This is a genomic window from Avibacterium endocarditidis, from assembly GCF_002921145.1.
Lineage (GTDB): Bacteria > Pseudomonadota > Gammaproteobacteria > Enterobacterales > Pasteurellaceae > Avibacterium > Avibacterium endocarditidis.
Map to the genome: position 1 here is coordinate 1 of NZ_PQVI01000047.1, position 13,725 is coordinate 13,725.

Consider the following 13,725-nt stretch of genomic DNA (forward strand, 5'->3'; position numbering starts at 1 on the left):
AAAAACAATGGTATTTATGCAGTTTAATTTTCGCTTTAGGTATGAGCATTAGCGTGCAAGCCAAAGAAAAATTAACCTTATTGCTGGATTGGTTTGTTAATCCCGATCACGCCGCCATTATTGTGGCACAGCAAAAAGGCTTTTTTGCGGAAAATGGGTTGCAGGTTGAGATTATCGAGCCCGCTGATCCTTCAATGCCCCCTAAATTAGTGGCAGCAGGGCAGGCAGATTTAGCAGTGGATTATCAGCCACAGCTGCAAATGCAAGTGGCAGAAGGGCTGCCGCTGGTGCGTGTTGGCACCTTAATTTCAACGCCGTTAAATAGCCTTGTGGTGCTAAAAGATAGCGGTATTGAACAGATTGCCGATTTAAAAGGGAAAAAGATCGGTTATTCCGTGAGTGGTTTTGAAGATGCGTTACTTGGTGCAATGTTGAAATCTACCCACCTTTCTTTAAATGATGTGGAATTAGTGAACGTGAATTGGTCGCTTTCTCCCGCATTATTTAGCGGACAAGTCGATGCGGTTATTGGTGCATTTCGTAATTTTAAGCTAAATCAGATGGAGATAGAAAAGAAACCGGGCAAGGCGTTTTATCCAGAAGAACAGGGCGTGCCAATGTATGATGAATTGATTGTTGTGGCTAATAAAAATCAGCTTCCTGCGAAAAAAATTCGTGCATTTTTGACTGCACTTGAACAAGCCAGCGTTTATATTTTAAACCACCCACAACAAAGTTGGCAGGCGTTTGTGAGCTATAGACCGCAAGATTTAGACAACGAACTCAATCGCTTGGCTTGGCGTGATACCTTGCCACGTTTAAGTTTACGCCCAAGCGCCTTAGATAACGCACGTTATGAGAAAATGGCACAATTTATGCAGCAACAAGGCCTGATTAAGCAGGTTCCTAAATTGTCTGATTATGCCATTCAAGTGGAATAAGAAATAGGCTAGAAAGTGCGGTAAAATACCGCACTTTTTTATGCACAAATCTCAGGAATTTGAGCTAGCTGTTCTAGTTGATAATCCGCTAATGCCCAACGCGGATCGGTGCGTTCAACGGGAGCTGGGATAACAGCGCAGCGCATTGACGCGGCTTTCACTGCGGTCATTCCTAGCACGGAATCTTCAATGCCTAAACAGGCTTGGGGTTCAACACCTAATTGATGGGCTGCGTGTAAATAAACCTGCGGGTGCGGTTTGTTGTAATCTAATTCTGTGGCTGATGAGAGATACTGGAAATAAGATGCAATGCCGCAGCGTTCAGTGATTTGTTCTAATAAATAGCGTGGCGAAGCGGAAGCAACCGCCAGCTTACAACCAAGTGCGGTGAGTTTTTCAAGGGTTTCTGGCACATTTGGCATTAAGGGCTTATTTTCCAAAATCATTGAAATGGCACAGTCATTCATTCGTTTTACCATTTCTTCAACAGGAACAGGCGTTTTTTGATAGCGTTGATAAACGGTTTTGACAATACCAAGAGCTGGCATTCCCGTGAGTTCTTGCATTTCTTGCAAGCTAACAGGAATACCAATTTGCCCAAATACTTCCACGCCAGCTTGTTTCCAAAAAGGTTCGGAATCAATCAGAACGCCGTCCATATCGAAGATAACTGCTTGAAATTTCATAGATTCCCCTTGAGTATTTTTTCAATGATCGCTTTGGTGAGCGCCACATAATGAGCAGAAAAACGATGACTAAAATTTAACAAATAATAAAGCTGATAAAGCGGTTTGCGTTGCGCATAGCCTTCATCAATCGGCAAAGTGCGGTGGTAATTTTGATAGAATGTTTCAGGAAACGGCTGGAATAATTCACTAAATGCCAGATCGCATTCGTGATCGCCCCAGTAACACGCGGGATCGTAAGTAAAAGGTTGGCCATTTGCCACTGCACAGTTTTCAATCCAAAGATTGCCGTGCAACAAGGCAGGTTTTGGCTGATGTTTGGCTAGCCCTTTGGCGACAACGGCGACCAATTCATCAATATCAGTAAAAGCTAAACCTTTCTCTTTGCAGATCTGTAATTGCCAGCCAATGCGTTGTTCGCTGAAAAATTTTGCCCAATTATCTGACCAACCATTTGGCTGATAAACTGGCCCAAGCCAAGTGTCAAAATCGAGCCCGTAATGCTCGGCATTGCCCCATTGGTGCAAGTTGGCTAATTGCGAGCCAAATTGTGCCATTGATTGCGCGTTCGGTTCTCTGAAAGGAAGGGCTTCGAGCAGTAAAAAAAAACTGTGGTTTTGTGAACAGCCTACGCCGTAAACTTGCGGTACTTGAATTGTCCCTGTTTTGGCTAGTAATTCCAGCTGATCGGCTTCGGCACGAAACATAGAGCGGTAGGATTTTTCATTAATTTTCACAAAAACGGGCTGGATTCCATCATCAATAATCCAAGCTTCGTGCATTTCGCCAGTATGCACTTTACGTTTTTGCTTGATAAAATAATACGCACCAAGATGTTCGGCTAAAACTTGAGAAATTGATTTCCACATAAGTCCCCCCCATATTCAACTTGCGCCACGCCTTGATCATAAAGGAAATGGGCAAAATAATCTGTGATGAACTTCAAGTTTTTTATTTGCGGGGAGAAAAATTTGCGGTAAGGTAGCGCCTATTCGCTTAATTGTTTAGTAAGGAGCAAAAAATGAAATTATACGTTTATGATCATTGTCCATTCTGCGTGCGTGCCAGAATGATTTTTGGCTTGAAAAATTTGCCAGTGGAAGAGCAAGTGTTATTGAGTGATGATGAAGCCACGCCAGTATCACTCATCGGCAAAAAAATGGCGCCAATTTTGATTAAAGAAGACGGCACGGCAATGCCAGAAAGTTTGGATATTGTCCATTATGTGGATCAAAATTATGGTGATCTGTTGTTGCCAGATGATGATGTGCGTAGCGATCTGCAAGCGTGGATGCAGGCAGTGAGCCGTTATTATAATCATCTTTTATTACCGCGTTTTGTGAAATTAGGCTTGCCTGAATTTGCTACCCAAAGTGCGGTGGATTATTTCGTTAAAAAGAAAACTGAAAGTATTGGTGATTTCGCCGAAAATCTGGCAAATTCTGCTCAATATATCGAAAAATTACAGCAAGATTTCACCGCACTTGAGTATTTGATTTTGTCAGAAAATGGCGCAAATGATCAGCTTTCTATGGAAGATATTTTGCTTTTCCCAATGCTGCGTAACCTCACTTGTGTGAAAGGGCTTGTGTTCCCGCCGAAAGTGAAAGCCTATGTGGAAACAATGGCAAAATTATCCCAAGTGGAATTATATTTCGATAAAGCGGTTTAAAACCCACAAAAAGCCCAGTAAAATGGGGCAGAAAGTTGGTTTTCAGCGCAAAATAGCGTATGATCACGAGCTTGCATCGAAAGTCATTGCAAAAGCAATTCGATAACCTATAAAGCACGGTGCGAAAAATACATTGTAGGTATAACAAAGTGCGGTGCTTTTACTTTATTTTAATTTAATCAACAAGTTACCTCTCGTATGGGTAACCACTGTATAAGGATTTAATATGCCAATTATTACTTTACCCGATGGCTCACAGCGCCAATTTGATAAACCCGTTACTGTGCTTGAAGTGGCGCAGGATATTGGTGCAGGTTTAGCCAAGGCGACCATTGCTGGGCGTGTGAACGGTGAACGCCGTGATGCGTGCGATCTGATTGATCAAGATGCCAATTTAGAAATCATCACCGCAAAAGATGAAGACGGATTAGAAATTATTCGCCACTCTTGCGCGCATTTATTAGGACACGCAATTAAACAGCTTTTCCCTGATGTGAAAATGGCGATCGGGCCAACCATTGAAAACGGTTTCTATTATGACGTGGATTTAGACCGCTCTTTAACGCAAGAAGATCTTGATGCCATTGAAAAAAGAATGCACGAGCTGGCAAAAACCAACTATGACGTGGTGAAAAAACGAGTAAGTTGGCAAGAAGCAAGAGATACGTTTGAGCAGCGTGGCGAGCCGTACAAAATGGCGATTTTAGATGAAAACATCGAAAAAACCGCAACGCCAGCGCTTTATCATCACCAAGAATATATTGATATGTGTCGTGGGCCGCACGTGCCAAATATGCGTTTCTGCCATAACTTTAAATTACAAAAAGTGGCGGGTGCATACTGGCGTGGTGACAGCAAAAACAAGATGTTACAGCGTATTTACGGCACAGCGTGGGCGGATAAAAAACAATTAGCGGCCTATTTACAACGCTTAGAAGAAGCAGCAAAACGCGATCACCGTAAAATCGGCAAAGCCCTTGATCTTTACCATATGCAAGAAGAAGCACCGGGTATGGTGTTCTGGCACAATGACGGCTGGACGATTTTCCGTGAGCTGGAAACCTTCGTGCGTACTAAATTGAAAGAGTACGATTACCAAGAAGTGAAAGGCCCATTTATGATGGATCGCGTTCTGTGGGAAAAAACAGGGCATTGGCAAAACTACGGCGATTTAATGTTCACGACTTCATCAGAAAACCGTGAATATGCCATCAAGCCAATGAATTGCCCGGGACACGTGCAAATTTTTAACCAAGGCTTGAAATCTTATCGTGATCTGCCTATTCGTATGGCGGAATTTGGTTCGTGCCACCGTAACGAGCCATCAGGTTCATTGCACGGTTTAATGCGTGTACGCGGTTTTACTCAAGATGACGCACATATTTTCTGTACAGAAGATCAAATTGAAAGCGAAGTAACCAGCTGTATCCGTATGGTTTACGATATTTACAGCACCTTTGGTTTCAACAACATTCAAGTAAAACTTTCTACTCGTCCAGAAAAGCGCATCGGTTCTGATGAAATGTGGGACAGAGCAGAGCAAGGCTTAGCCAATGCGTTAAAACACAATGGTTTAGATTATGAAATCCAAGAGGGCGAAGGGGCATTTTATGGGCCGAAGATCGAATTTGCCTTGCGTGATAGCCTTGATCGTGAATGGCAATGTGGCACAATCCAGCTTGATTTCGCCTTACCGGGTCGCTTAAATGCCTCTTATGTGGCGGAAGATAATGACCGCAGAACGCCAGTGATGATCCACCGTGCGATTTTAGGGTCATTAGAGCGTTTTATCGGAATTATCACCGAAGATTACGCAGGTTTCTTCCCACCTTGGCTTGCACCAACCCAAGCGGTAGTGATGAACATTACCGACAGCCAAGCGGATTATGTGAAAGACGTGGTGAAAGCCCTTTCTGACGCAGGCTTGCGTGCCAAAGCAGATTTACGCAATGAGAAAATCGGCTTTAAAATCCGCGAACACACCTTAAAACGTGTGCCTTATATGTTAGTCTGTGGTGATAAAGAAATTGCCGAGGGCAAAATTGCCGTGCGTACCCGTAAAGGTGCTGATTTAGGCACGTTCACCGTGGCAGAATTCACCGAAATTCTGAAAAACCAAGTGAAAAACCGAGAATTAAAATTGCTTGGTGAGCTTGGACAAGATTAATTCACAAAAAAATAAGAAAGCGAGCTAAATGCTCGCTTTTATTTTGTAATAAAAAACTACCGAAAAATCACCGCACTTTTAAGGGGCGTTTTTAATAAGTGCGGTGATTTTTTCCAGATTTTATTTCTCTTGATATTTTTGACGATAATTCTCACCCCACGCCGCCATTGCAGTCAGCACACTTTTTAAGCTTTTACCGTCTTCTGTCAGGGTGTATTCCACCCTTGGTGGCACTTCTGCATAGACTTTTCGCGTTAATAATCCTTGGGTTTCCATTGCCCTTAAATTCGCCGTTAGCACTTTTTGCGAAATGCCAGTTAAGGTTTTTTTTCAATTCACCAAAACGCTTTGTGCCAGATAATAATTCACGAATAATTAACACACGCCAGCGTTCGCTCATCATCATTAAGGTAATTTCTACTTCACAATCAGGTAATTTTTTCTCTTTTTCTTTCACAATTTTTCCTTATTTTTCAATATGAGTTTCTCTAAGGTAACTACTGCACTTTTTGGCGCTTACTTTCTTTTTGTTTGATAGAGAGATATTATCACGCTCAACAAAAACGAGATACAACAATTTTTATCATTAAACAGGAGAAAAAAATGAAAGTCGCAGTAATTGGTGCAAATGGAAAAGCAGGGCGTTTGATCGTAGTTGAAGCAGTAGCGCGAGGTTTAGATGTTACCGCAGTGGTACGCGGTGAAAATCACAGCGCGGCACAACAAGTGCTTAAAAAAGATTTGTTTGATTTAACCAAAGCGGATCTTGCAGGCTTTGATGTGGTGATTGATGCTTTTGCTACGTGGACGCCAGAAACTTTACCACAACATAGCACATCGCTTGCCCATTTATGTGATATTTTGGCGGGAACAAAGGTGCGTTTGCTTGTTGTAGGCGGAGCTGGTAGCCTTTATACTGATGCTAGCCTAGCCGTACAACTTGTTGATACGCCAGATTTCCCAGCGGAATATAAACCTATAGCCCAAGCAATGGCACAGGCATTGGCAGAATTGCGTAAGCGTGATGATGTGCAATGGACTTATCTTAGCCCAGCAGCGGTGTTTGATCCTGAAGGGGAAAAAACAGGCGCATACCGATTGGCTGGAGAAGTGTTCAGTGTGAATGAAAAAGGCGAAAGCTATGTGAGCTATGCTGATTACGCCATTGCAATGATTGATGAAGCATTGAATGGTAAGCACATTCGCGAACGAATTTCGGTGTTGTCGTAAGTTTCTGAAAACGTAGAATCCTTAAAAAACAAAGTGCGGTAGAAAATTTTGGAATTTTTCACCGCACTTATTTTTTACAATTTTTGTATAAACTGAGCCTAAAAAATCCCCACATATCAGTGAGGATTTTTATTTGATATATGGATTATTTCTGTCTTGCAAAAACCATTTTCACCATTTGCCAGAAGAAGGCAAGCGCGCCTAAGCCGAAAATCACATCGCCTAGGATACGCACCCAGCGTAGGGTAACGAAAAGATCTTGCTGCATAAATTCTTCACCGCGTGCATACCATAAACCGTGTACCATATTGGCGTGCGCTTGGATTACGCCAATTGGTAAAAGGCTTGAAATAATCATCACGACTAAGCCGATATTTAAACTCCAGAAACCAAATTTCATCAGTTTGTCATCAAATTGAATGCTTGGGCGTAAGTAACGCACGATGAGAAACACAAAGCCAAGAGCAAGGAAGCCATAAACCCCAAATAACGCAGCGTGTGCGTGTACTGCTGTTGTGTTTAGCCCTTGGACATAGTAAAGCGAAATAGGTGGATTGATTAAGAAACCAAATACGCCAGCGCCTAACATATTCCAAAACGCCACGGCGACAAAGCAGTAAATAGGCCATTTTAAGCGTTCCATCCAAGGTGCTTTTTGTTGCATTGACCAATGCTCCCAAGCTTCATAACCGAGTAACACGAGCGGTACAACTTCTAACGCGGAGAACGATGCGCCAACGGCGATAATTGGTGTGGTAGCCCCTGCAAAATATAGGTGGTGGAATGTGCCAGGAATACCTCCAATTAAGAAGATTGATGCTGACGCAATAGTGGAAACGGTTGCAGTGCGGCGTGAAACTAAGCCTAAACTTACGAAAATAAAGGAAAGTGCCGCCACAGAGAATACTTCAAAGAAGCCCTCAACCCAAAGGTGTACTACCCACCAGCGCCAATATTCCATCACAGATAAATGAGTGTGTTCGCCATAGAATAAGGCCGGGCCATAGAATAAACCAATGGCGATAACAGAAGCAAAGAACAAGGCGAGTAGGTTTTTATCGCCAGGTTGTTTAAAGGCATTGATAGTGCCGCGTAGCATTAGGATTAGCCAGAATAAAATACCTGCATATTTTACTGCTTGCCAGAAACGTCCTAGATCAATAAATTCATAGCCTTGATGACCGAACATAAAGCTCAGTTCTTTTGGAATTTGGTGGGCAATCGCTAAATAGCTACCAGTAAATGATCCCACAACTAAGACAACTAGCGCCCAAAATAGAATATCGACACCGAGTTTTTGATATTTTGGATCTTTGCCACCATTGATAATCGGTGCAAGGAATAAGCCACCAGCTAAGAATGCCATTGCGATCCAGAATAATGCACTTTGAACGTGCCAAGTGCGAATTAAGGAATAAGGTAAATATTCAGAAAGTGGAATACCGTAGAAATCTTGTCCTTCTACCGTGTAATGGGCCACGATTGTACCAAAGGTAACTTGTGCAATGAATAATGCGACCACGGTGAATAGATATTTACCTAAGGCTTTTTGTGAAGGGGTAAGCTGAATTTTAGTGAGCGGATCAACCACATCTGGTGTTGGATCTTTTTCATCTTCTTTTTTCTTGAATGCCCACACCCAAACCATCATTCCAATCCCTAGGATTAAGAAAACGATACTGGCAATTGACCACATAATATTTTCTGCCGTTGGCACATTATTAATGAGTGGTTCGTGCGGCCAGTTATTGGTGTAAGTGGCATCTGTATTTGGACGATTAGCCGAAGCAGTCCAAGCTGTCCAGAAGAAAAACTTGGTTAAATCTTGACGATCCGATAATGCCGGCAGAGTGTTATCTTTCATCGCAAAATGATCGCGAGTGAGTTTAAATTGCGGATCATCACCGTATAAGGAAATATAATACTGTGCTGTTTTTTCAATAGCTTGCTGACGAGTATCAGATAATTGCACCGCACCATTTTCAACTTTGCTACCACGATATTCGCGGGTTAAGCGAGATTGTAATACAGCCTTTTGATCATCATCTAACGCATCAAAATTTTTACCAAATTCTTTTTGTGCGGTAATGTCTAACCAATTGGTGAGTTCTCGGTGTAACCAGTCTGCCGTCCAATCGGGTGCTTGGTAAGCACCGTGTCCCCAAATTGAGCCAAGTTGCATTCCCCCAGTTGTTTGCCACGCCGTTTGGCCTTGCAAAATATCTTGTTTAGTTATCAAGGTTTCGCCATTGGCATTGACATATTTTTCTGGAATGGGTGGTGCTTCACGATAAATATCCACTCCAAAATAACCGAGAATAGAAAATGCGCCGATAAGCACCACAATTAAGGTGTACCAGAGCTTTTTGTATTGCCCCATAATAAATCTCCATAGTTTTAAGTAAATAGAGCATTTGCAGCTCAGAAAAATACTGTCAAATGATAGCCATATGACAGTACGAATTAATACCCGACTAATTTTATCAAGTATTTTTTACTATGCAGAGTAAAATAGCATTTCTTTGTCTTAGATCAAATTTTGTCAGAAATTTCTTCCTTTTTAAGAAGTAAGAATAACCTGAAATAAAGTGCGGTTAAAAATCCCAATAAATTTCAAAAATATTTATCGCTTGTTATAAGGAGATAATGCTAAAATCGCCAGCGTAGCAATAGCAAAGGCTATTGTTTGATTTATTATTTACAAAGGAAATTTTTATGAGTAACTTAACTATTACTTTTACAACAACTCGCATTTTTGCCCATGATTTAGTGTCAGAATTACTAAATATCGGTGCGTTGTCTGCTGAAGAAACTAAGCAAAAAGGTGAAGATGTAGCAGAAGTCGTTGCTGTTTTTGGTGAGAATGTGGAAGCTCCTGATGTCATTGCTGCTTTAGCTGAATCAGGCATCACCAACATTCCTTATGTAGTGAGCTAAGAATAAAAACCTGCTTGTGAGAATAAGCAGGTTTTTTATGCTCACTATAAAATATTTAACTTGTTGATAATCTTCTATGTTTTACAAAACCTCAATAAGTTTTAATCCATTCTATGTAGTAGGAGGCACTGTGAAAAAACTTTTTATGACTATTCTTGCACTTTCTTCCATAAGTATTACTGTTGGGAAAGAAGTGAATATCAAAATTTTAGGTACTTCAGATGTGCATGGTCGGGTTGTGCCTTGGAGCTATGGTGCGGATATTGCTGATCCTTCGGGTTCTTATGCTCAAATTTCCACTTATGTGAACGAGGTTCGTAAAATAATCCTAATGTTGTTCTAGTGGATATTGGTGATGCAATTCAAGATAATCAGGTGGAAGTATTCGCTAAAACTGCTGAACATTATAAAATAATCCCATTCCTAAAATACTTAACCAGATGAAATACGATATTTTCATTCTAGGAAATCACGAATTCAATTTTGGTATGACAGCACTAGATGAAATTCTAAAAGATATGCAAGCTCAAAAGCTAACAGCAAATTTTTACTATAAAGATGGTCGCCGTTATCTTAAGCCAACTACGATAATTGAAAAAGACGGAGTGAAAATTGGCGTGATTGGTTTGACTACGCCAATGTCTGCCACTTTTGAGCTAGATACTGGCTATCTTGATCAAATGACTTTTACTTCTCCTATTGAAGAAAAAAAACAAATTATCCAATTAAAGCAGAAAGGGGTTGATGCGATTGTGGTTTTGGCTCATATGGGAATTGAAAATGAAAATAATATTCCAGATACAGGTGTTGCTGATCTTGTCAATGCAATGGATGGCATTGATGTGATTATCGCTGGACATATGCATAAAAATATTCCTAGTGTAACTATTAAAGATACATTGATCACGGAGCCACATCGTTATGGTACAGTGGTTTCAGAAGTAGATCTTACTTTTGACGTCGAAAATAGTCAGGTTAAACTGATAAATAAAACTGCAAAAACGGTTCCAGTAAAAGATCTACAAGCTGATGAAGAAATTATTAAAATTTATCAGCCTTATCATGATGAATTACGTCGTTTAAATAATGTGATTATAGGAAAAACAGAAAATACAATGGTACCCCAAGGTGAAAACCATGGTGTATCTTTTGCTTTTTCTCAAGATACGGGGCTGTCTTCTTTTATCCACGATGTAGAACAATATTATAGTCAGGCTGATGTTGTTTCCTTTGCCTTTGATCACCAGAATGTCCGCTTAGAAAAAGGGGACATTAAGAAAAAGACATTATCTACAATTATCGTTATGCTGGCGGTGATGTTAGCGTTTATGAGATGACAGGAAAGCAACTCAAACAATATATGGAATGGTCTGCCGATTATTTTGATACCCTTGAACCTGGAGATAACACCTATCGTTACAACGCAAAACGCGCTAAATCCAAATATGTTACTTTTGATTTATTTGGTGGTGTAAGTTATCAAATTGATTTGCGTAATCCGCAAGGACATAAAATTGTAAACCTCCGTTTAGCTGATGGTCGTCCAGTTACTGATGATATGAAACTTAAAGTAGGAATGAATTCTTATCGTTTTGGACAATTAATTAAAAAAGGAGGCATTTTTGATGGACAACAAATTCCATTACTATGGGAGTCTAAAGTTGCATTAGGGCAGGAGAATGGCACAATTCAAAATATGATGATGAATTATATCCGCGAAGTAAAAAAAGGAAAAGTTGAAGGTAAAAGCCATAATCGCTGGAAAATTATTGGGTTAGATTAAAGTATAAATATTAAAGTGCGGTTAAAATTTTCAGAATTTTTTTGTGGGGAGAAAAATAAAAAGTGGCTATAAAAGCCACTTTTTTTAGCGTATCACTGAGACAGAGGTAGTTTAGTTTTTTAGAGATAAAAGACCAACTTACCGCTATAAATAATAGACAAAATACTAAGCCTGTCATTAAGAACATAATCTCAAATAATCTAAATTGTTCAAACATAGGTCTAGTCGTAATGAACTCCCAGTTCTGAACAATAAAGTACATCATGTATACCCATATTGCCCAAGTGAGTATGTCAAGCGCATAGCTTTTTGGTTTTTAACCGCCAATTAAGATTACGCTTATTAATGATCATTTGTTTTTGCAATTCAAGACTTGCCATTTTTTTCTCCTTTAATTTATTAAACTCCTCGATCTGGACTTATCCAAACCGCATGTTTTGATTTATTACGAAAAAGTGCTTTGGGAATACCTATTAATAGTGTTGTTGAGTAACCAATATGCCCAAGGATACCAAATACAAGGGAACACATAGCGTATTAAGCCTTTTTCATAACGACTATCAATATAAAGACTAAATAAACATTGTAAGAAGAATGTTGAAAATAAGATTGTGATACTGGATTTAAAAATGGATACATTTATCCACTGACTAATATGTACATCCATAAAGAAAGTCAGTATGCTAAGAAAAGTAGTGATCACAAGGAAAATAGCCCAAATCGCAGTAACAAAATATTCTACATACATTGGCCATAGACGGCGATTCCTCATTCGCCATACAACTGGAAAATATTTCATTATTACTTCAGCACCACCTTGTTCCCAACGTAAACGCTGTTTCCATAATCCTCTAAGTGTTTCTGGCATCAATACCCAGCATAACGCACGAGGTTCATAATAAATATCATAGCCAGCCGTTTGTAATTTCCAGCTGACATCAATATCCTCAGTAATCATATTGGTACCCCAGCCATCAACTTGATGCATAAGATCAGCACGAAATAAACAACATACACCAGACACAGTAAAAATTGTCCCCATTAAACTTTGTGCACGTTTGATTAAACCGATAATTGAACTAAATTCAGAAACCTGTAGCCGTCCCAAAATCGTGCTACGATTGCGTACACGCGGATTCCCAGTTACAGCACCATATTTAGGGTTATTTTCTAAGACTTGCACCATATAATCGATTGAGGAATAATCCAAAATGGCATCGCCATCAATACAAGCAACATATTTTCCTTTAGCAATCGTTAACGCATTATTTAATGCACTAGCCTTGCCAGAGTTTTTTTTTTGATGAAGAGCGATAATTCGACTATCTTTTGTTGCCCAGCGATCAATAATCTCACCAGTGTTATCACGGCTTCCATCATTAATAAAAATGAGCTCGTAATTTGGATAATCTAAATTAAGCAGATGAGGGATTGATTCATCTAGATTATCTGATTCGTTATAGCAAGGTATCATTATACTCACTAAAGGAATTTGCTCTGTGGGCAATGCAGAAAATTCAGTTAATTTCCCACGTTTTTCTTTAAAAATGAAATAGATAATACCAGAAACTGACCAGTAAATTGCCATTACTGCTGGGTACATAAAGACGAAAATACCCAACACAATCTAAGATTGTGTTAATCATAAACTGTTCCTTAGTTATAAATATAATTGCGTCAAAAATTATTTTACAGGGATAGGATTTCCTGAAACATAAGGACGCATTTGTTCTAAATTAGGTTTATTTAATAAAAAGTTATCAGGGTAATAACCAAAACTATAAATACCGTTGAGTTCAAGCAATTTGATCCAGTTAATCATTTCAGATTCTGGAATAAATTTATTTGTTCGCCAATTTACGCTCTGAAATTCAAATAGAACTTTATTCATCGGTACGGCAGATTTTTTTACATTTTGAATTAAATCATCTAACCAATCTGCTGCTTTACCTTGAGAAATGGTTTGTTCATTTTCCATATAAGGCATCGCCATAATTGCGGTGGTATCATAAGCTTGTGTAAACGCGGGCAAACTTTGTGCAAACCATTCTTCCGCCTCTGGGGTATTTACTACAGAAGCATAAATATTGCGTGCAGTTTTCACCGCACTTTTTCCTGATAAAAAAATAAGGTTCTAAAGCTTGTTTAAAACTTAATGTTGCTTTGATGAGATCCTGTGTTTTCTGTTTAGCTTCAGGGCTAATTTCCCCGCGCGCAGCATAATTCTCTCCACTTACTTTTCCTTCAAAATCCGTCATGAAGGCATCATCGTGAAATAAGATACCGTCAAATTTGGCATAAAATGAAAG

At 39.7% G+C, this 13,725-nt stretch carries 10 protein-coding genes and 3 pseudogenes; 6 read left to right on the forward strand and 7 right to left on the reverse strand.

What is annotated here, in order from left to right; translation table 11 throughout:
• Positions 1-26: 26 nt before the first annotated feature.
• Complete coding sequence (locus C3Z13_RS04060; protein ID WP_245872541.1) at positions 27-941, forward strand: ABC transporter substrate-binding protein; 915 nt, start codon at positions 27-29, stop codon at positions 939-941.
• A 38-nt stretch (positions 942-979) separates the two neighbouring features.
• On the opposite strand, the gene hxpB is transcribed toward C3Z13_RS04060, so the two are convergent.
• Together hxpB and C3Z13_RS04070 are read right to left on the reverse strand one after the other, a co-directional pair.
• Positions 980-1,627, reverse strand: a complete 648-nt coding sequence (gene hxpB, locus C3Z13_RS04065; protein WP_103855074.1) for a hexitol phosphatase HxpB — start codon at positions 1,625-1,627, stop codon at positions 980-982.
• Positions 1,624-2,496, reverse strand: coding sequence for a fructosamine kinase family protein (locus tag C3Z13_RS04070; RefSeq protein WP_103855075.1), 873 nt, complete (start codon positions 2,494-2,496; stop codon positions 1,624-1,626). The genes hxpB and C3Z13_RS04070 overlap by 4 nt, the downstream gene beginning before the upstream one ends.
• Before the next feature lie 152 nt (positions 2,497-2,648).
• Between C3Z13_RS04070 and grxB the strand changes: the two genes are divergently transcribed.
• On the forward strand, positions 2,649-3,299 hold the full coding sequence (grxB, locus tag C3Z13_RS04075) for a glutaredoxin 2 (RefSeq protein ID WP_103855076.1): 651 nt from the start codon (positions 2,649-2,651) through the stop codon (positions 3,297-3,299).
• Positions 3,300-3,525: 226 nt separating this feature from the next.
• Positions 3,526-5,466 (forward strand): threonine--tRNA ligase, encoded by a 1,941-nt coding sequence (gene thrS / locus C3Z13_RS04080; RefSeq protein ID WP_103855077.1) that lies wholly within the window; start codon positions 3,526-3,528, stop codon positions 5,464-5,466.
• A gap of 120 nt (positions 5,467-5,586) precedes the next feature.
• Here the strand turns inward: thrS and C3Z13_RS12160 are convergent, their stop codons facing one another.
• Entirely contained in the window at positions 5,587-5,778 is a 192-nt protein-coding gene (locus tag C3Z13_RS12160; protein ID WP_281258769.1) for a winged helix-turn-helix transcriptional regulator, read from the reverse strand.
• A gap of 19 nt (positions 5,779-5,797) precedes the next feature.
• A pseudogene (locus C3Z13_RS12985) lies at positions 5,798-5,872 on the reverse strand (winged helix-turn-helix transcriptional regulator); the annotation flags it as partial.
• A gap of 197 nt (positions 5,873-6,069) precedes the next feature.
• On the opposite strand from C3Z13_RS12985, the gene C3Z13_RS04090 reads away from it, so the two are divergent.
• A complete protein-coding gene (locus C3Z13_RS04090; RefSeq protein WP_103855078.1) occupies positions 6,070-6,696 on the forward strand; it encodes an NAD(P)-dependent oxidoreductase in 627 nt (208 codons plus the stop codon).
• A gap of 145 nt (positions 6,697-6,841) precedes the next feature.
• Here the strand turns inward: C3Z13_RS04090 and C3Z13_RS04095 are convergent, their stop codons facing one another.
• On the reverse strand, positions 6,842-9,076 hold the full coding sequence (locus tag C3Z13_RS04095) for a nitric-oxide reductase large subunit (RefSeq protein ID WP_103855079.1): 2,235 nt from the start codon (positions 9,074-9,076) through the stop codon (positions 6,842-6,844).
• A gap of 335 nt (positions 9,077-9,411) precedes the next feature.
• Here C3Z13_RS04095 and C3Z13_RS04100 point away from each other — a divergent pair, with 335 nt between their 5' ends.
• The gene (locus C3Z13_RS04100) at positions 9,412-9,633 is read left to right on the forward strand and encodes a hypothetical protein (protein WP_103855080.1); all 222 of its coding nucleotides are present in this window, start codon (positions 9,412-9,414) and stop codon (positions 9,631-9,633) included.
• Between the two features lie 145 nt (positions 9,634-9,778).
• Positions 9,779-11,416, forward strand: a pseudogene (locus C3Z13_RS12860) (bifunctional metallophosphatase/5'-nucleotidase).
• A gap of 445 nt (positions 11,417-11,861) precedes the next feature.
• Here the strand turns inward: C3Z13_RS12860 and pgaC are convergent.
• Both pgaC and C3Z13_RS04120 read right to left on the reverse strand, forming a co-directional pair.
• A complete protein-coding gene (gene pgaC, locus C3Z13_RS04115; protein WP_425427450.1) occupies positions 11,862-13,004 on the reverse strand; it encodes a poly-beta-1,6-N-acetyl-D-glucosamine synthase in 1,143 nt (380 codons plus the stop codon).
• Between the two features lie 96 nt (positions 13,005-13,100).
• Positions 13,101-13,725 (reverse strand): annotated as a pseudogene (locus tag C3Z13_RS04120) (poly-beta-1,6-N-acetyl-D-glucosamine N-deacetylase PgaB); the annotation flags it as partial.